The sequence below is a fragment of the Nocardia sp. FBN12 genome, from assembly GCF_054031145.1.
Genome location: NZ_CM132926.1, coordinates 4,162,950 through 4,181,318 on the forward strand (window position 1 = coordinate 4,162,950; position 18,369 = coordinate 4,181,318).

An 18,369-nucleotide genomic window follows, 5' to 3' on the forward strand; every position below is an offset into this window, starting at 1 on the left:
GCACCCGAAGATGGCGAGCCTGGCCTTACCGAACGTTTGCCGTTCATGAAAAGGAGAATCCAGCGAATCACCGGCGATCGGCTACGGCGTGCAGTCTCTCGGCGTCGCCAGTTCCACACACGCGGCGGCGCCGAACTCCTCGATGACAAGTTTGCCGCGCCCGTGAATGAGGTACTCGATGAAGTTCGCGGCCAGCGATTCCGCCGGAATCCTGCCATCGGGGTGGTCGGTCAGTGCGTATTCGACCGACCAGAACGGATAGGTGTGCGCGAGCATGTTCTCCTTGGTGGCGGCCACGCCACTCAACATGATCGCCTTGACATCCCCGGTAACCGCCGCGGTCTCCACATAACCGATGGCGCCGGGGATCTCGGCGACGGCGCCGAGCATCGCCGTGGTCGAATCGGCGCGGCAATGCCTGCGCTCGGGCGGCCTGCCGAGGCACGAAGTGGTGGCGTCGGACTCGCGGGTCGCGATGCCGAGCCGCCAGTTGATCGCGTTCATGGTTCCCGACCCGGGTTGACGATCGACCAGCGTCACCGGAAGGTCGGGACCGCCGACCTGCTGCCAGTTCTTCACCCGCCCCGCGTACAAGTCCTGAACCTGCCGCACTGTCAGGCTTTCCAGGTTCAGATCGCGATGCAGGATCACCGAATAGACAGCCGCGGCGATCGCACGTTCGGTCAGCGTTCGATAGCTGTCGAGCTTGGGGCCTTCACCGATCGAGACCATATTCGGCGCGGGCGCGGACTCGACCATCTTGTCGTGGCCTTGCGTGGTTCCGTGGAAGTCGAAGGAGAACTTCGCCTCGGTACACCTCGCCCCGTATGTTTGCGCGGCACGCTGGATCATCGGCGCCATAGCGGTGGAGCCGACCAGCGTGAGTTCGCCTGCGGCACAGTCACTCGGCGGCGGGTCCGGCTGCAGGGCGAGGACACCCTGTACCGCGATCAGCGCGACCAGGAACCCCGACAGCGCCATCAGCTTCTTCGACGGGCCACCATGGCTGGTGGTCAGCACAACTTTGCCCCGCTTGACACCCCCGACCAGCACCGGCTGCTTGGGCTCGCCGTCGCCGTGCACCCGTTTCAGCACCGCGAGAATCTTGTAATGCTGGCGCCGTTCGAGCTGCACCTTCGGTAGATCGATCACACCCGCGAAGCGCTCACCCTCCCCTTTGGTACGTTTGCCGATGCCCGACCCGGGGCCGAGGTTGTCAGCGGGTGGGCCGTCCAGCTCGGTCACCGCCAGGCCGATGACCTCACGGCCGGGAAACTCGACATGCAATCCGACGAGGGGATCGGCTCCCCGCATCGTGTAGTCGTCGGGGTCGATAGCGAGCGTTCCGCTGTTCTCGACGCGCATCAGCACCACCGACAGCTTCGACAGATCCAGCGCTTCCCCGCCGGCTTCCGGGGTGCTCAGGTTGTTCAGAGCGCCGACCAGCGAAGCGGTGTCGGTCTCGCCCGTCACCGGGGTATCCATCTGGAAGCGGTACCCGAGCCGGCGCCGCCCGACCAGGACGAATTCACGCACGAACGCCGCCGACGCGACCACGAGGCCGGTCGCCGACAGAATCAGCTCCAAAGGAATATCCATCGCTCCCCCACTCGAACCACATGATCAATTGACAAGCGAGTTGATATGTACCAGGCGGAATTCCGCCTATCGCAAATCGAAATCAATTGTTGGGCAAGGCTTCACCTACCGTGCAGAATGTGGGTTCGACCGGTTCGCTGCACGGAATGTTGCCGAACTCGATCATGGTGAGCCTGGCCTTGCCGCGCATCAGATAGTCCAGGAATTGGGCAACCAGTGAATCGCCGGCGATCGGACCGTGCGTATAGGCGTACTCGACCCCGGTGAACGGGTAGCGACCCGCCCGCATCGCGTCCGGCGACGCGCTGACCCCGTCGATCGACACCGCGGTGACCTCGGCCGTGACCGACGAGGTCTCCAGATAGCCCACCGCACCAGGGGTTTTGGCAACGAAGGTAGCCATCTCGTCGGTCACATCGACCTCGCAATGGTCACCGGTGCGTGCCATGCCGATGCAGCTGCTGTAGCGCAACACCTTGCGGTTGTCCTCGAGCATGCGCGATTCGAGTGCACGACGGGTGCCGGAGCCCGCCGTGCGGTCGATCAGGACAACCGGTAGATCGGCGCCGCCGAGCTGACTCCAGTTCCGTATATTTCCGCGGTAGAGGTCTCGGATCTGATGAGTGGAGAGGTCTTTGATGCCGATGCCGGGATGCAGGACCATCGAGAACGAGCTGAGCGCCAATCGGTGCCCGGCCAGGGTTTCGAAGGAATTGCCCTTCGAGCCGTCGCCGATCGCGAGCATGTTCTGCGTCGCGCCCGCACGGGTCAGCGTGCGCAGACCCGGCTCGGTGCCGGTGAAGTCGAAGGCGAATTTCGCGTCGGTGCAGGTCTTCTCGTAGCTCTGCGCGGCGCGCCGGATCATCGGGGCCATGGCCGTGGACCCGACAATGGTGAGTTGACCAGCGGCGCAGTCCTTCGGCGGCGGATCCGGTTGCACGACAGCATAAATCAACTGGATCACGAACACCACGGCCATGAACAGGCCGAAGCCGAGCAGCAGCGGCTCGCGCCGGGACCGGGTGGTGGTCATGTAGATGCTGCCGCCCCGGAGGCTGCCTCCGTGCACCACGATCTCGCGATCGTCGGTGATCGGGTCGGCGTCTTGGGCTTGCAACAATGCGAGCACCTTGTAGTGCTCGCCGCGCTGCAAGATCTCCTTCGGCAGCACGATCCTGCCCTGCCCCTGCGCGGTGGTGCTGGTTTCGATGGCGCGCAGTTCGGCACTGAAGTGATCGCGCGCTCGACGTTCACCGGACCGGGTGACCCGCTCGGTCACCTCGGTCGCCAGCACGCTGTGCCCCGGGAACACCAGGCGCGGGCGATCGGCGGACCGATAGTCGTCGTCATCTATGACGGTGCCGCCGTCGTTCTCGATTCGGATCAACACCATCGTCATGTCCGAGGCATTGGGCACCATGAGCGGAATCCGACTCACCGGCGTATTCATCTGCACGCGATAGCCCAGGTATTTTCGTCCGACGAAGACGAATTCGCGCAGGAAGGCGGCTACCGCTACCGCGATGCCGACCACCGACAGCGCGATGTCGATCGGAAATTCGCTCACCAGTCCCCCACAATGCTCGCCGCCGCGTACAGCGAGTTGAGTTATATCAGAACGTCACCCGTTCGAGTCCCCGCACCAGGCGAGCAACTCCTCGACCGGCCAGGTGTCGATCACCTTATCGGCGGACACGCCGTGTGCGAGTGCGCGTTCGCATCCGTAACCCTGCCAAGCCAATTGGCCAGGTGCGTGGGCGTCGGTGTCGATGCTGAACAAGCAATCCATCTCGACCGCCAGCTCGATCAGACGACCAGGCGGGTCGCGACGTTCGGGGCGGCTGTTGATTTCGACGGCGGTGCCGTAGCGGCGGCAGGCCTCGAAGACGAGTTCGGCGTCGAACGACGATTCAGGGCGGGTGCCACGAGACCCTTCGACGAGGCGGCCGGTGCAGTGGCCGAGGATATCGACATTCGGGTTCGCCACGGCGTAGACCATGCGTTTGGTCATGGTGTCGCGGTCGTCGCGCAGGTGCCAGTGCACGCTGGCGACAACGACATCCAGACGTTCGAGGAGTTCGGCCTGCTGGTCGAGGGTGCCGTCGTCGAGGATGTCGACCTCGATGCCGGTGAGGATGCGAAAGGGCGCCATCTGCTCGTTGAGCTCGGCGATCACGTCGAGTTGACGTAGCAGCCGCTCGGCGGACAGGCCGTTGGCGACTTTGAGGCGCGGGGAATGGTCTGTCAGAGCGCAGTATTCGTGCCCCAGCGCCGCCGCTACGCCCATCATCTCAGCGATCGGACTACCACCATCGGACCAATCCGAATGGGTGTGCAGATCGCCACGCAGCGCCGCGCGCAACTCCTCGCCCGCCGGCGCGATCGGCTTCGCCTCCTTGCGGAGCTCAGCCAGATAGTCGGGCACCGCACCGGCACAGGCCTGTTCGATGATGGCCGCGGTCTTCGGCCCGATTCCGGCCAGCTCACGCCAACTGTGTTCGCTTGCGCGAGTATCGAATTCGCCCGAGGAGAGACCGGCCACGACATCGGCGGCGCGGCGGTAGGCCTTCACCCGGTGCGTTTCCGCGCGACTGCGTTCGAGCCAGAACCCGACCTCGCGCAGCGCCGCCACCGGACCCGGACTCGCCGCCGATGTCATCGCGGCTACTTGATCCGGCCGTACTTGAGGAACGCGACGCCGTCGGCGTACACCCGGCTGGTGATCACCCGGAACCGCTCCGGCGCGGGAAGTTTCGCTCCGCCGCCGAAGAGTGGCCTGCCGGTGCCGAGCACCACCGGATGCAGCTTCAGGAACACCTGGTCGATTTCGGGCAGCAGCGTCTGCGCCAGTTCACCACCACCGCAGAGCCAGATCCCCAGTCCGTCTTCGCGTTTGAGCTCGCGCACCGCGGCGGTCGGGTCCTCGGCGATCAGCTCCACACCCGGCGCGGGCGATTCGGGCAGCGTCGTGGACACCACGAATTGGCGTAGATGTTCGTACGGGCTGGCGGTACCGGTGCGCACCCCGAAGTCGTGGGTCTTGCGGCCCATGATCACGGTATCGAAGTAGATGTTGCCCGCCCCGATGCCGCGCGCCTCGCGCACCTTGGTGGGCAGGGTCTCCGGGTACTGCGAGATGATCGCGGGCCCATGGTCCCCGCCTACCGGAAAGAAATCCAGCGTCCCGTCCTCGGCGGCGATGAAGCCGTCGATCGTCGATGCCACGAAATAGGTCAGCTTGCGCATAACGTCCTCCCTGCACGGACCCGGCCTGTCACGACCTGTCACTGGAAACGTTAGCGTGCCCGGATCAGCGGTGGCGCGGCTTCCGTTGACACTTCGGACAGGAAAACGACGATCGATTCATGAATTGCTCACGAACCAGCAACGTGGCGCACCGATCGCAGGGTTCGTTCGCGCGCCCGTAAGCGGCCAGTGACCGGGCGAAATAGCCGGATTCGCCGTTAACATTCACGTACAGGGCGTCGAACGAGGTGCCACCGACGGCCAGCGCTTCGGTCATCACCGCGGTGACCCCGTCGAGCAGGGTGCGCACGACCGGGCGGGTGAGATCGGCGGCGAGGCGGGTGCCATGCAGACCGGCCCGCCACAGCGCTTCGTCGGCGTAGATGTTGCCGATGCCCGAGATCACCGTCTGATCGAGCAGCACGCGTTTGATCTCGGTGTTCTTGGCGCGGATGGCCGCGACCACGGCCTCGCGGTCGAAGAGTGGGTCGAGCGGATCGCGCGCGATATGGGCCACGGAATCGGGCACCACGGTCCCGTTCACCTCGACGAGGTCAGCGAGCGCCCAGCCGCCGAAGGTGCGCTGGTCGACGAATCGCAGTTCGGCACCGTCACCGAGCACCGCGCGGATGTGCGCGTGTTTCTCGACGGGCGCGCCCGCGGGCTGCACGAGCATCTGACCGCTCATGCCCAGATGCACGACCAGCGCGGTATCGGGCTCGTCGAAGGTGAGCCAGAGATATTTCCCGCGCCGCTGCGCGGAGTCGATCCGCAATCCGGTGAGTCTGGCCGCCAGATCAGCACCACCCGCGACGTGCCTGCGCACAGCTCGCGGGTGGGTGACAGTGACGGTATCGATGGCCCGGCCGACCGCATGATCGGCAAGACCGCGCCGAACAACCTCTACCTCGGGCAGTTCGGGCACGGATCAGGCTTTGTCTGCGGATTCGGCGGTGAGAGCCTTGTAGGCGGTACCGGCGGCCTTCTGCTCGGCTTCCTTCTTGGAGCGGCCGACACCCGAACCGTAAGGATGACCGGCGATCACCGTGGTAGCGGTGAACTCCTTGTTGTGGTCCGGTCCGGTGGAGGTGATCTCGTAGGCGGGCACACCGAGACCGCGCTCGGCGGTGAGTTCCTGCAGGCTGGTCTTCCAGTCGAGGCCCGCGCCCATGCGAGGGCCGCGCTCGAGCAGATCGGCGAACAGGCGAAGCACCACCACGCGCGCGGTTTCGATGCCGTGCTCGAGGTGCACCGCACCGAGCAGCGACTCCATGCCGTCGGCGAGGATGCTCGGCTTGTCGCGGCCGCCGGTGAGCTCTTCGCCCTTACCGAGCAGCAGATACTGGCCGAGTCCGCCGTCGCCGAGGCCACGCGCCACCTCGGCGAGCGCGTGCATGTTCACCACGCTGGCGCGCAGTTTCGCGAGTTCACCCTCGGACTTCTCCGGGTGCTCGGTATACAGGCGCTCGGTGATGCTGAGGCCGAGTACCGAGTCGCCGAGGAACTCCAGGCGCTCGTTGGTCGGCAAACCGCCGTTCTCGTACGCGTACGACCGGTGCGTCAGCGCTAGGCGCAGAAGCTCCGGTCGTACGTCGACACCGAGGGCGGTGAGCAGGCTGGCGTGATCCGCCGCGCCCACATTGTCTTTACTGGCTGTCACGTTGCTAGGAATGATCTACAACGATCAGACTGCAGAGGTGACCTGGCGGCCCTTGTAGGTGCCGCAGGACGGGCACGCGATGTGCGGGAGGGTCTTCTCACCACACGCGCGGTTCGGGCAGGTGACCAGGGTCGGCGCGGTGGCCTTCCACTGGCTGCGCCGCGACCGGGTGTTGGAACGGGACATCCGGCGCTTGGGAACAGCCACGGTACTTCTCCTCTTGGTATTCGCTGACCGCGCGGCATCGCCTGCCGCGGGAGCGGATCGGTATTAGGTGGTGGAACCCTCAGGCGGGGTCGCCGGTACCGGGCTCTTCAGTGGCAAACTTCGCCAACTTCGCCCAGCGAGGGTCCAGTATCTCATGCCCATGATCAGGACCCGCAATCGCCATCCGCACACCGCACTCCGGGCACAGGCCCGCGCAGTCCGGCGAGCACAGCGGCTGCAGCGGAAGCTCCAGCCCGATGGCGTCGAGGATCACCGGCTCGAGGTCGACGAGATCGTCTTCCATGCGGTAGACCTCGGCATCCTCGGTCGTCTGTTCGGTGGTGCTGTCCGGATACGCGAACAACTCCGTCAGACGAATCTCCACCTGGTCGTCGAATGGTTCGAGGCAGCGCGAGCACTCCCCGGCCGTCGGTCCGGACGCCGTGCCGGTGACCAGCACACCCTCCGAGACCGCCTGCAGTTGCAGGTCGAGTTCCACCTCGGCGTCGGCCGGGATGGCGATCAGGTCGAGACCCAGCCGCTCGTGGTCGGTGACAGTGCGACGCAGCTCCCGCATGGTTCCCGGCCGGCGGCCGAGATTGCGGACGTCCAGCACGAAACCCGCCTCCGACACAGGACCATTGGTCTTGCGTGGACGCGTGGGCGAACCGGAACCGGCGGACATCACTGACTCACTAACCTTTGAGGGGATGATGGGCAACCACTCAACAGTACGGCAGGACCCCGTCGGAACTCAAAACGCGCGGTGCGATCAGCGGCGGTGGTCGGCAGCGTATTCGGGGTATTCGGCACCGGGCCCGCTGCGCATCTGCTGGCGACCGCGGGTGATCGAGCGCCGGGTGGTGTTGAGCGTCTCTTCCATCGACGCGAGCCGGTTGCCGAAATCGGCCATCTGCTCGTCGACGTAGTCGTCGCATTCGGTGCGCACCCGGTCGGACTCGGCCTGCGCCTCGTCGATCAGGCGGGCGGATTCGGCGTGCGCGACCCGCACCACCTCGGTCTGCGCGACCAGGCGGGCCTGTTCGGCCTTGCCGTCGGCGACCGAGCGCTCATAGGAGGCCTTGCCCGCTTCGATGGCGCGGTCGGCGTCGATCTGGGCGCGGCCGGTGAGCTCGTCGTATTCGGCGTTGCCGTCGGCGACGACCTGGTCGGCCTCGGCCTGGGCCGAGGTGACGAGGCGGTCGGCGTGGGCGGTGGCCTCGGCGACCATCCGATCGGCGTGATCCTTGGCGTCGGCGAGGATGCGATCGGCCTCGGCGCGCGCGGAGTCGATGGTGGTGCGCGCCTGCTCGTTGGCCGTGGTGACCGTCGTCTCGGCGCCGCTGCGGGCATCGCCGACGATCTTGTCGCGGTGATCGAGGACGTCCTGGGCGTCGTCGAGTTCGCCGGGTAGCGCGTCGCGGACATCGTCGAGGAGTTCGAGGACATCGCCGCGCGGCACGATGCAACTGCGCGTCGGCGGGATGCCGCGCGCCTCTTCGACGATGGCGACCAGTTCGTCGAGTGCTTCGAATACGCGATACATGCTCACTACCCTCCTGCTTCGATCCCGGCGAAACCACTACCGCCGACGCCCAGTGTGCCCTTCTGGGGCGCGTGAGCCGAATGTCGTCGCGGTGTGTCGCGACAGTGTCCAAGATCGCACAGATATCAAGTGGAGTGCGGCCCTCCACTTCGGCTACCATCGGTAAGCACGACAACGCCGTCCGCCGGGAAGCACCGCAGCTCATCCGCTGTTGTACTCACTCGACAGCGACGGTCGTCCACGGAGCGGAGCAGCGTTTGTTCGAGGCTGTTCCACTCGAGCGTCTGTTCATTGGGATCGGAGTCGAACATGACCCTCCTGGAAACCCCTAGGAGTCCGGTGTCGCACGTCGCGGGCATGTTCACTCCCTGGACCGGCCCGTTTCCCGCGGTGGCACCGAGCGAAGTCGCACCCACGCTGCGCCCGCAGTTCGAGGGCGCGCTCACCTACCTGCGCGGCGATCGGGCCCTTCCCCAGCTCTTCCGGTTCGCCCTTGTCGGCGGATCCAGCAATATCGCCTATGTGCTGCTGTTCTTCGCGATGCACAGCGTCGGCCCGCTGATCGCCAACGTGGCCGGGTCGGTGGTCAGTACGGTCATCGCCAACGAATTCCACCGTCAGCTCACCTTCCACGCCACCGACCGGGTCACCTGGTTCACGGCGCAGTGGGAAGGCGGCGGAATCGCGTTGATCGGTCTCGCGATCACCACCGCGGGTTTGGCCGGACTGGATTTCTGGGCGCCCGGTCTGGGCGACATCACCCAAGCCCTGACGGTCCTCGCCATCACCGCCGCGGTCGGCGGCATGCGCTTCCTTGCGCTGAGAGGCTTGTTCCGCCTCCCGGTCCCCGCGACATCCAGCCAGGGCTAGCCGGCCGGGACTCGCGTCGGCGGCCGGCGGTTGGGCGTTCGGCCCAGTCGGCTCCGGTCCGGTGCGCTAACCCTGTTCTGACGAGATCAGCTCTTGCGTTCCGCGATCCGGTCGAGGAGGCGCTTGTGGACGGCCGGCGGGAGCATGTCGCTCACGTCGCCACCCAGGGCCGCTACTTCCTTGACCAGGGAGCTGGACAGGAAGCTCAGGGACGGGTTGGTGGCGATGAAGAAGGTGTCCACGCCGGCCAGTTTGTGGTTCATCTGGGCCATTTGGAGTTCGTAGCCGAAATCGCCCGCGTCGCGCAGGCCCTTGACGATCGCGGTGACGCCTTCCTGCTTGGCGAAGTCCACCGTGAGCCCCTGCCAGGAGGCGACGCGCACGTTCGGCAAGTGCGAGACCGATTCGCGCAGCAGGTCCATGCGCTCCTCGACGGTGAACATGCCCTGCTTCTTGGGGTTCACATTGACGGTGATGATCACCTCGTCGAACTGCGCGGCCGCGCGAGCGAACACGTCGAGGTGACCGTTGGTGACCGGGTCGAAGGAGCCGGGGCACAGTGCTGCAGCCATAGGTCAGACGCTAGCACCGTACTCGGCCAGCTCGACTCTGGTCTCCCCGTATTTACGGGTCTTCAAGGCCACATAGCCTGTGGGCCAGGCGATTTCGGGTGAACGACTCGATCGTTCGACTACCACCAGCGCCTCGGGGGCGAGCCAGCCGTTGCTCGCCAACGCGGTGAGGTCGGCGATCACGTCTTCGGTGCTCACGTCGTAGGGCGGGTCCGAGAACACCACGTCGTATGCCCTCGGCGCGGTCTGTTTCAGCACCGAGGAAACGCTGCCGAGCCGCAATTCGGCACCGGGCAACCCGAGCTCGGCGATATTGGCGCGTACGACCTCGCCCGCCTTGCGGTCGGACTCGATGAGCAGCGCCTGCTCGGCGCCGCGTGAGAGCGCTTCCAAGCCCAGCGCACCCGAGCCCGCGTACAGGTCGAGGACCAGCGTCCCGTCCAGATCGAGGCGGGCATCGATCGCGCTGAACAGGGCTTCGCGCACCCGATCGGAGGTGGGCCTGGTGCCTGCGGGCGGCACCTTCAAGCGCCGCCCGCCTGCCACACCCGCGACGATGCGCGTCATTCCGACTCGCGTGCGACCAGTTCCACCAGCAGGTCGCCGCCCTCGACCTGGGCCACCTTGGTGGTCGCGATCCGGCCGACCACGCCACCGCGCGGCGCGGTGATGGCCGCTTCCATCTTCATCGCCTCGATCGTGCCGACAGTGTCACCGGCGTGGATCTCGTCGCCCTCCGACACCGCAAGGGTCACCACACCGGCGAACGGCGCCGCGATATGCCCTGCGTTGTTCTTGTCGGCCTTCTCCGCCGCGGGCACCTCGGAGGCGACGGAGCGGTCACGCACCGCGACCGGGCGCAACTGCCCGTTCATGATGCACATCACCGTGCGCATGCCCTTCTCGTCGGGCTCGGAGATCGCCTCGAGGCCGATGAGCAGCGTGACGCCCTTCTCCAGCTGCACGCGGTGTTCTTCGCCGCGACGCAGGCCGTAGAAGAACTGGTTCTCCGACAGCCCGGTGGTGTCGCCGTACTTCTCGCGGTGGGTGTTGAATTCGGCGGTCGGGCCGGGGAACAGCAGCCGGTTCAGCGTGGCGCGACGCTCGTCGGACGAGCCGTCGAGCAACTTCTGATCCGCCGGGCTCAACGGGGTCTCGGGCTTGGGCTCGTTGCGCCCGGCCAGCGCCTTGCTACGGAACGGCTCGGGCCAGCCGCCCGCAGGGGTGCCGAGTTCACCGCGCAGGAAGCCGATCACCGAATCCGGGATGTCGTAGCGGCCCGGATCGGCGGCGAAGTCCTCGATGTCGACACCGGTGCCGACCAGCGCGAGCGCGAGGTCACCGACGACCTTCGACGACGGAGTCACCTTGATCAGGCGACCGAGCAGCCGGTCGGCGGCCGCGTACTTGGCCTCGACCTCTTCGAACCGGTCGCCCAGGCCGAGCGCGATCGCCTGCTGACGCAGGTTCGACAGCTGACCACCCGGGATCTCGTGGGTGTACACACGACCGGTCGGCGCGGGCAGGCCCGACTCGAACGGCGCGTAGACCTTGCGCAGCGCCTCCCAGTACGGCTCGAGGTCGCACACGTTGCGCAGGTTCAGGCCGGTGTCGTGTTCGGTGTGCGCGGTAGCGGCCACGATCGCCGACAGCGCGGGCTGTGAGGTGGTACCCGCCATGGCCGCGGACGCGCCGTCGACCGCGTCGGCCCCGGCCTGCCAGGCCGCCAGGTAGGTGGCCAGCTGACCACCGGGGGTGTCGTGGGTGTGCACGTGCACCGGCAGATCGAAGTTACTGCGCAGTGCGGTCACGAGTTTCGCGGCCGCGGGGGCGCGCAGCAGGCCGGCCATGTCCTTGATCGCGAGCACGTGCGCGCCCGCGTCGACGATCTGTTCGGCCAGCTTCAGGTAGTAGTCGAGGGTGTAGAGCTGTTCGTTCGGGTCGAGCAGGTCACCGGTGTAGCTGAGCGCGACTTCGGCTACGGCGGTACCGGTTTCGCGGACCGCGTCGATCGCCGGGCGCATCTGGTCGACGTTGTTGAGCGCGTCGAAGATGCGGAAGATATCGATACCGGTGGTGGCGGCCTCGGAAACGAACGCGCGCGTGACCTGTTCGGGGTAGGGCGTGTAGCCGACGGTGTTGCGACCGCGCAGCAGCATCTGCAGGCAGATGTTCGGCACGGCTTCGCGCAAGGCGGCCAAGCGTTCCCACGGGTCCTCGTGCAGGAACCGCAGTGCCACATCGTAAGTCGCGCCGCCCCAAGCTTCGATCGAGAGCAGTTCGGGGGTCAGCCGCGCGACGTGCCCGGCCACACCGAGCAGACCGTTGGTGCGCACACGGGTCGCCAGCAGCGACTGGTGCGCGTCACGGAAGGTGGTGTCGGTGACGCCGAGCGCCTTCTGCTCGCGCAGCGCCTTCGCGAAACCCTCCGGCCCGAGAGCGAGCAGACGCTGACGCGAACCGTCCGGCGGCGGCAGCGTCAGGTCGACGGCGGGCAGCTTGTCGTAGGGGTACACCGTGGTCGGACGGTCACCGTTGGGCTTGTTGACGGTGACGTCGGCCAGATAGGTCAGGATCTTGGTGCCACGGTCGGCCGACCCACGCGAGGTGAGCAACTCGGGACGCTCGTCGATGAACGAGGTGGTCACCCGGCCCGCCTGGAAATCGGGGTCGTCGAGCACCGACAGCAGGAACGGGATGTTCGTCGTCACGCCACGGATCCGGAATTCGGCCAGCGCGCGGCGGGCGCGCGCGGCGGCGGCGGGCAGGTCGCGTCCACGGCAGGTGAGCTTGACCAGCATCGAGTCGAAGTAGGCGCCGATCTCCGCGCCCAGGTTCGCCCCACCGTCGAGACGGATACCCGCGCCGCCCGGGGTGCGGTAGGCGGTGATGCGGCCGGTGTCGGGGCGGAACCCGTTGGCCGGGTCCTCGGTGGTGATGCGGCACTGCAGCGCGGCACCGCGAATCTGCACCGTCTCCTGACTCAGGCCGAGGTCAGCGAGGGATTCACCCGCCGCGATGCGCAGCTGCGACTGCACCAGGTCGACATCGGTGATCTCCTCGGTGACCGTGTGCTCCACCTGGATACGCGGGTTCATCTCGATGAACACGTGGTTGCCGCGCTCGTCGAGCAGGAACTCCACGGTGCCCGCGTTGATGTAGCCGATCTGGCGAGCGAACGCCACCGCGTCGGCGCAGATCCGTTCGCGCAGTTCCGGTGACAGGTTCGGGGCGGGCGCGAGCTCGATCACCTTCTGGTGGCGACGCTGCAGCGAACAGTCCCGCTCGAACAGGTGCATGACATTGCCGTGCTGGTCGGCCAGGATCTGCACCTCGATGTGGCGCGGGTTCACCACCGCCTGCTCGAGGAACACCGTCGGATCACCGAACGCCGACTCCGCTTCGCGCGAGGCCGCTTCGATCGACTCACGCAACTGCTCGGGCGCGGCGACCCGGCGCATGCCACGACCACCACCACCGGCGACGGCCTTGACGAAGATCGGGTATTCGAGTTCGGCCGAGGCGGTGAGCAATTCGTCGATATCGGCCGACGGCTCGCTGGACTTCAGCGTCGGCAGCCCGGCCGCCTTGGCCGCGGCGATGGCCGTGGCCTTGTTGCCGGCCATCTCGAGGATCTGGGCGGTGGGTCCGATGAAGGTGATGCCCGCGGCGGCACAGGCCGCGGCGAGGTCGGGGTTCTCCGACAGGAAACCGTACCCGGGGTAGATCGCGTCCGCGCCCGCGCTCTTGGCGGCCTCGATGATCGCCTCGATCGACAGATACGCGCGAACCGGGTGACCCTCTTCGCCGATCTGATAGGACTCGGCCGCCTTCAGGCGATGCACGGAATTGCGATCCTCGTACGGGAACACCGCGACCGTTCCGATGCCGAGTTCGTAGGCCGCGCGGAAGGCACGGATAGCGATCTCACCACGATTTGCGACCAAGACTTTCGAGAACATTGGCCTACGGTACCCGGACCCGACCGGCGGCCGGACACGCAAGGTGGCTTCGCAGCAATCTTCACACCGCACACCCGCCCACCTGCGAAGTTGCGTTCATCAGGCCGTCACATCTCACCGCGGAAAGCGGCGTGCGGTGCGCCGCGCACGGTCGGTGCGCAACCGCAGGTCACAGCACTGATCGTGGCGCCTCGGCGCACCGCGTGCCCGCCGAGGGCCTATGCTGGGTGACGCAGCTGGTTCGCCTGCGCGGTGGAAGAGTCGGAGCCCCGACCTCCCGCACAGGCGTCGAATCCGAGTGCGATTCAATTCGCGCCGGGTGAGAGGGAACCCGGTGAGAATCCGGGACTGTCCCGCAGCGGTGAGCGGGAACGACCGCCGTCATCAGCACTGGGCCGCACGCCTGGGAAGCGACGGCCAGTAGGTCGGTCGATCACACGACCGGTGCCCGCGAGTCCGAAGACCTGCCGACTGTGCCGGATACGCCGTATCCGGCGGCCACCGCCTCGTGGATCGGGCGCGCGGACCACCGAAATGCCGGCCTGTCGTGTTCACGACCGGTTCCGGCGGTGTGGCGCGTACCCGCGAAAAGGCGACGGCTCCCCCTGCACGACACTGGAGAATCTCCGTGACTGTTACGCACACCCCGTTCACCGCAACGGTTCTCGGCCTACCGCGCGTCGGCCCGAACCGGGAACTCAAGCGCGCCACCGAGTCCTACTGGGCGGGCCGCGCCGACGCCGCGCACCTGCATTCGGTGGGTCGTCGGCTCCGTCGCGACCAACTCACCGAACTAGCTGCGGCCGGACTGGATTCGGTGCCGGTGGGCACCTTCTCCTACTACGACCAGATGCTCGATGCGGCCGAACTGCTCGGTGCCCTGCCTGCGCGCGTCGCCGGGATCGCCGACCCGCTCGACCGGTATTTCGCGGCCGCGCGCGGCACCGGCACGGTCGCTCCGCTGGAGATGACCAAGTGGTTCGACACCAATTACCACTACCTGGTACCCGAAATCGACGCGACGACCACCTTTTCCCTGCACCCGGGCAAGCTGCTGACCGAACTCGACGAGGCGATCGAGCTGGGCCTGCCCGCGCGGCCGGTAGTGATCGGTCCGATCACCTTCCTGAAGCTGGCCAAGGCCGCCGCCGGGACCGCGCTGGAGCGGCTACCCGAACTGCTGCCGCTGTATCTGGACCTGCTGGCCCAGCTGGCGGACGCGGGCGCGCGGTGGGTGCAGCTCGATGAGCCGGTGCTGGTCACCGACCTCAGCGACGCAGAGCTCGCCCTGGTCGGCCAGACCTACAGCGCGCTGTCGGCCGCGCCGCACCGGCCCGCGATCCTGGTCGCCACCTACTTCGGGCACCCCGATGCCGCCCTGGCGGTGCTGGCCGAGACCGAGATCGAAGGTGTCGCTCTCGATTTCACCGCGGGCACCGAGGTCTCGGCGGTCGCCGCGCTGCCCGCCCTGGCTCGCAAACTGGTGGTGGCGGGTGTGGTCGACGGGCGCAACATCTGGCGCGCCGACCCCGACGCGGCCCTGGGCACCCTGGGCACCCTGCTCGGCAGCGCCGGCTCGGTGGCCGTGTCGAGTTCGTGCTCGCTGCTGCATGTGCCGTATTCGCTGGCCTCGGAGACCGGGCTCGACGAGCGGCTGCGCTCGTGGCTGGCCTTCGGCACCGAGAAGGTCGGCGAGGTGCGCGTCCTGGCGACCGCCCTCACCGCGGGCGTCGACGCCGTCGCCGACGAGCTGGCCGCGGCCCGCGCCGCCGCCGACTCACGCCGCACCGACCCGCGCCTGCACAACGCCCAGGTCCGCGACCGATCGGCCGCGCTCGACGAGAACGATCTGGCTCGTTCCCCGGCCGACGAGCGGCGCGCACTGCAGCGCGATCACCTCGACCTGCCGGTGCTGCCGACCACCACCATCGGCTCCTACCCGCAGACCTCGACCATCCGGCTGGCCCGCGCGGCACTGCGCAAGGGCGAGATCGACCAGGCCGAGTACGTGCGGCGGATGCGGGCCGAGATCGCCGACGTGATCGCCCTGCAGGAGACGCTCGGCCTCGACGTGCTGGTGCACGGCGAACCGGAACGCAACGACATGGTGCAGTACTTCGCCGAACTGCTCGACGGTTTCGCCGTCACCGAGGCGGGCTGGGTGCAGTCCTACGGCACCCGCTGCGTGCGCCCGCCGATCCTGTTCGGCGACGTCACCCGGCCCGAACCGATGACGCTGTCGTGGATCGGCTACGCCCAGTCGCTGACCACCAAGCCGGTCAAGGGCATGCTCACCGGCCCCGTGACCATCCTGGCGTGGTCGTTCGTCCGTGACGACCAGCCGCTGGGCGACTCGGCCCGCCAGGTCGCGCTCGCCATCCGGGACGAGACCGTCGACCTGGAAGCCCAGGGCGCGCGGATCATCCAGGTCGACGAGCCCGCCCTGCGCGAGCTGCTGCCGCTGCGGGCGGCCGAACAGCCCGCTTACCTGCGGTGGTCGGTGGACGCGTTCCGCCTCGCCACCGCGGGCGTCGCCGACACCACCCAGGTGCACACGCACCTGTGCTACTCGGAGTTCGGCGAGGTCATCTCGGCGATCGCGGGCCTTGACGCCGATGTCACCTCGATCGAGGCGGCCCGCTCGCACATGGAGGTCCTCGACGATCTGAACGCGGCCGGTTTCGCGCTCGGCGTCGGGCCGGGTGTCTACGACATCCACTCGCCGCGGGTGCCGTCGGTCGAGGAGATCACCCGCTCGCTGTCGGCCGCGTTGAAAGCGGTTCCCGCCGAGCGCCTCTGGGTGAACCCCGACTGCGGCCTCAAAACCCGCGGCCCGGTGGAGGTCGAAGCGGCACTGCGCAACCTGGTGGCAGCCGCGGCGACCCTGCGCTGACCTGACCACTGCCCCGGCGGTCTTCGCGTCCGTTCGGGGCAGTGTGTGCCGGGAGGGGGTCGGGCGAACTCCCGACTGCGATTTGCCCGATAGGAGTTCGCTATCTCTACCGAAACAGCTGGAACAGGCGTATTTTCGGGAGCGGCGTCCAGCGGAAGGTGACGGCAGCGAATTTCCCCGATGTGCCCGGCACACCGGGGAGCCGGTGTGCCCGACCAGCGCACTCTTCGCACGTTACGCACGAGTAGTGTCGCGTAAAATCCCTTGCAGCACTGGACATCTCCGCGAGTATTCACGTCTTTCAGCGAATATTGCGAACAAGTCGCGTTAGGATCTTCGTCGTGCGGAAGATGTACGCGGGGGCCAGGCTACGAAGGCTGCGCGAAGAACGGCGGATGACCCAGGCAGCGCTAGCGAAGTCGCTTGACCTCTCACCCAGCTATCTCAATCAGCTAGAGCGGGATCAGCGGCCGCTCACCATTCCTGTTCTGCTGAAACTCAACTCGACCTTCGACCTCGACGTGCAGTTCTTCGCCGCCGACTCCGACGCGCGGCTGGTCTCGGACCTGCACGAGGTGCTGGTGGAGGCCGCGGGCGGCGGCGACACCGCACCGATCACCGAGGTCGAGGAACTGGCCACCAGGCTGCCCGAGGTGGCGCGCATCGTGATCGCGATGCACCGACGGCTGCGCGCGGCGACCGACCAGCTGGACCTGTTGTCCTCGCGCGTCGACACGCCAACCGGCGCGCCGGGCGCACCGATGCCCTACGAGGACGTGCGCGACTTCTTCTACGACCACCGCAACCACATCGCGACCCTCGACCACGCCGCCGAGCAGCTGTTCGAGGAATCCGGTCTGAGCATCGGCTCGCTGGATCGTCAGCTGGCCAGGATCGCCGAGGAACGCGCGGGCGTCACGGTGCTGGTGCGCGGCGACGGCGCCGACCCGGCCATCCCGAAACGCCACTACGACCCCGACACCCGCACCCTCACCCTGGCCAGGCGGCTGCGTCCAGGGCAGCGGGCCTTCCAGATCGCGACCACGTTGGGCCTGCTGCTCTACGGCCGCGAGATCGACAACGTGCTCGCCGAATCCCGGGCGCTCACCGGCGAATCCCGCACGCTGGCCCGGGTCGGGCTGGCCAACTACTTCGCCGGCGCGCTGATCCTGCCCTACGGGCGATTCCTGCGTTCGGCCGAGGAACTGCGCTACGACGTCGACCTGCTCGCCCTGCGTTTCGAGGTCGGTTTCGAGACGGTCTGCCATCGGCTGGCCACCCTGCAACGTCAGGGACAGCGCGGTGTGCCGTTCTTCCTCGTCCGCACCGACCGGGCAGGCAACATCTCGAAACGCCAGTCCGCCACCGCTTTCCACTTCTCGCGGGTCGGTGGCAGCTGCCCGCTGTGGGTGACCCACGAGGCCTTCGCCCATCCCGGTCGCATCCTCACCCAGATCTCGGAGATGCCCGACGGGCGTCGCTACCTCTGGATCGCGCGCACTACCCCCGCCGCGGCGCAGGGCTTCGGGACGGCGTCGAAGAACTTCGTCGTCGCGCTGGGCTGCGATATCGAATACGCCGATCGGCTCGTGTACTCGCAGGGAATGCAAGTGGACGATCCGCAGGTGGCTGTGCCGATCGGCGCGGGGTGCAAGGTGTGCGAGCGGCCGTCGTGCCCGCAGCGCGCGTTCCCGCAGATCGGGCGCCCGCTCGCCGTGGTCGAGCACACCAGCACCGATCTGCCGTATCCGCGGTTGCCACACACCACCGCGAACGCCGTCACGCGATCGGCGCCGGCCTAGCCGCTGTGGCGC

At 67.3% G+C, this 18,369-nt stretch carries 15 protein-coding genes and 1 riboswitch; of the genes, 3 read left to right on the top strand and 12 right to left on the bottom strand.

Annotated features, from left to right (window positions below; translation table 11 throughout):
- Nucleotides 1-81: 81 nt before the first annotated feature.
- The 9 genes from ACWZHB_RS19835 to ACWZHB_RS19875 form a co-directional block, all read right to left on the bottom strand.
- Nucleotides 82-1,599: a substrate-binding domain-containing protein gene (locus tag ACWZHB_RS19835; protein ID WP_427903350.1), complete on the bottom strand. Its 1,518-nt coding sequence runs from the start codon at nucleotides 1,597-1,599 to the stop codon at nucleotides 82-84.
- 82 nt (nucleotides 1,600-1,681) lie between these two features.
- A complete protein-coding gene (locus ACWZHB_RS19840; protein ID WP_427903351.1) occupies nucleotides 1,682-3,166 on the bottom strand; it encodes a substrate-binding domain-containing protein in 1,485 nt (494 codons plus the stop codon).
- Nucleotides 3,167-3,220: 54 nt separating this feature from the next.
- Entirely contained in the window at nucleotides 3,221-4,258 is a 1,038-nt protein-coding gene (locus ACWZHB_RS19845) for a PHP domain-containing protein (protein ID WP_427903352.1), read from the bottom strand.
- 5 nt (nucleotides 4,259-4,263) lie between these two features.
- Nucleotides 4,264-4,845 carry a dihydrofolate reductase family protein gene (locus ACWZHB_RS19850; RefSeq protein WP_427903353.1) on the bottom strand — a complete coding sequence of 194 codons (582 nt, stop codon included), beginning with the start codon at nucleotides 4,843-4,845 and terminating at the stop codon, nucleotides 4,264-4,266.
- 64 nt (nucleotides 4,846-4,909) lie between these two features.
- Nucleotides 4,910-5,770, bottom strand: coding sequence for a bifunctional DNA-formamidopyrimidine glycosylase/DNA-(apurinic or apyrimidinic site) lyase (gene mutM / locus ACWZHB_RS19855; protein WP_427903354.1), 861 nt, complete (start codon nucleotides 5,768-5,770; stop codon nucleotides 4,910-4,912).
- 3 nt (nucleotides 5,771-5,773) lie between these two features.
- The gene (rnc, locus tag ACWZHB_RS19860; RefSeq protein WP_427903355.1) at nucleotides 5,774-6,505 is read right to left on the bottom strand and encodes a ribonuclease III; all 732 of its coding nucleotides are present in this window, start codon (nucleotides 6,503-6,505) and stop codon (nucleotides 5,774-5,776) included.
- 24 nt (nucleotides 6,506-6,529) lie between these two features.
- The gene (rpmF, locus tag ACWZHB_RS19865; protein ID WP_040708879.1) at nucleotides 6,530-6,712 is read right to left on the bottom strand and encodes a 50S ribosomal protein L32; all 183 of its coding nucleotides are present in this window, start codon (nucleotides 6,710-6,712) and stop codon (nucleotides 6,530-6,532) included.
- A 79-nt stretch (nucleotides 6,713-6,791) separates the two neighbouring features.
- Complete coding sequence (locus ACWZHB_RS19870; protein ID WP_427903356.1) at nucleotides 6,792-7,397, bottom strand: YceD family protein; 606 nt, start codon at nucleotides 7,395-7,397, stop codon at nucleotides 6,792-6,794.
- A gap of 87 nt (nucleotides 7,398-7,484) precedes the next feature.
- Nucleotides 7,485-8,258 (bottom strand): DivIVA domain-containing protein, encoded by a 774-nt coding sequence (locus tag ACWZHB_RS19875; RefSeq protein WP_427903357.1) that lies wholly within the window; start codon nucleotides 8,256-8,258, stop codon nucleotides 7,485-7,487.
- 309 nt (nucleotides 8,259-8,567) lie between these two features.
- Here ACWZHB_RS19875 and ACWZHB_RS19880 point away from each other — a divergent pair, with 309 nt between their 5' ends.
- Nucleotides 8,568-9,128, top strand: a complete 561-nt coding sequence (locus ACWZHB_RS19880; RefSeq protein WP_427903358.1) for a GtrA family protein — start codon at nucleotides 8,568-8,570, stop codon at nucleotides 9,126-9,128.
- Nucleotides 9,129-9,214: 86 nt separating this feature from the next.
- Here the strand turns inward: ACWZHB_RS19880 and coaD are convergent, their stop codons facing one another.
- From coaD to ACWZHB_RS19895, 3 genes are read right to left on the bottom strand one after another with little or no spacing between them, the layout of a single operon-like run.
- On the bottom strand, nucleotides 9,215-9,700 hold the full coding sequence (gene coaD, locus ACWZHB_RS19885) for a pantetheine-phosphate adenylyltransferase (protein ID WP_427903359.1): 486 nt from the start codon (nucleotides 9,698-9,700) through the stop codon (nucleotides 9,215-9,217).
- A gap of 3 nt (nucleotides 9,701-9,703) precedes the next feature.
- Nucleotides 9,704-10,267, bottom strand: a complete 564-nt coding sequence (gene rsmD, locus ACWZHB_RS19890) for a 16S rRNA (guanine(966)-N(2))-methyltransferase RsmD (protein WP_427903360.1) — start codon at nucleotides 10,265-10,267, stop codon at nucleotides 9,704-9,706.
- Nucleotides 10,264-13,662 carry a pyruvate carboxylase gene (locus ACWZHB_RS19895; protein WP_427903361.1) on the bottom strand — a complete coding sequence of 1,133 codons (3,399 nt, stop codon included), beginning with the start codon at nucleotides 13,660-13,662 and terminating at the stop codon, nucleotides 10,264-10,266. The genes rsmD and ACWZHB_RS19895 overlap by 4 nt, the downstream gene beginning before the upstream one ends.
- Nucleotides 13,663-13,955: 293 nt before the next feature.
- Nucleotides 13,956-14,148, top strand: a riboswitch (cobalamin riboswitch).
- A gap of 136 nt (nucleotides 14,149-14,284) precedes the next feature.
- Between ACWZHB_RS19895 and metE the strand changes: the two genes are divergently transcribed.
- Together metE and ACWZHB_RS19905 are read left to right on the top strand one after the other, a co-directional pair.
- Nucleotides 14,285-16,555 (top strand): 5-methyltetrahydropteroyltriglutamate--homocysteine S-methyltransferase, encoded by a 2,271-nt coding sequence (gene metE / locus ACWZHB_RS19900; RefSeq protein ID WP_427909232.1) that lies wholly within the window; start codon nucleotides 14,285-14,287, stop codon nucleotides 16,553-16,555.
- Nucleotides 16,556-16,896: 341 nt separating this feature from the next.
- Entirely contained in the window at nucleotides 16,897-18,357 is a 1,461-nt protein-coding gene (locus ACWZHB_RS19905; RefSeq protein WP_427903362.1) for a short-chain fatty acyl-CoA regulator family protein, read from the top strand.
- The last annotated feature ends 12 nt before the right edge of the window (nucleotides 18,358-18,369 follow it).

Bases quoted from the DNA above. Each gene is read 5' to 3' on its own strand.
- ACWZHB_RS19835 (WP_427903350.1), bottom strand. From the start codon at position 1,599: ATGGATATTCCTTTGGAGCTGATTCTGTCGGCGACCGGCCTCGTGGTC.
- ACWZHB_RS19845 (WP_427903352.1), bottom strand. From the start codon at position 4,258: ATGACATCGGCGGCGAGTCCGGGTCCGGTGGCGGCGCTGCGCGAGGTC.
- ACWZHB_RS19850 (WP_427903353.1), bottom strand. From the start codon at position 4,845: ATGCGCAAGCTGACCTATTTCGTGGCATCGACGATCGACGGCTTCATC.
- ACWZHB_RS19870 (WP_427903356.1), bottom strand. From the start codon at position 7,397: ATGTCCGCCGGTTCCGGTTCGCCCACGCGTCCACGCAAGACCAATGGT.
- ACWZHB_RS19875 (WP_427903357.1), bottom strand. From the start codon at position 8,258: ATGTATCGCGTATTCGAAGCACTCGACGAACTGGTCGCCATCGTCGAA.
- ACWZHB_RS19880 (WP_427903358.1), top strand. From the start codon at position 8,568: ATGACCCTCCTGGAAACCCCTAGGAGTCCGGTGTCGCACGTCGCGGGC.
- coaD (WP_427903359.1), bottom strand. From the start codon at position 9,700: ATGGCTGCAGCACTGTGCCCCGGCTCCTTCGACCCGGTCACCAACGGT.
- rsmD (WP_427903360.1), bottom strand. From the start codon at position 10,267: ATGACGCGCATCGTCGCGGGTGTGGCAGGCGGGCGGCGCTTGAAGGTG.
- ACWZHB_RS19895 (WP_427903361.1), bottom strand. From the start codon at position 13,662: ATGTTCTCGAAAGTCTTGGTCGCAAATCGTGGTGAGATCGCTATCCGT.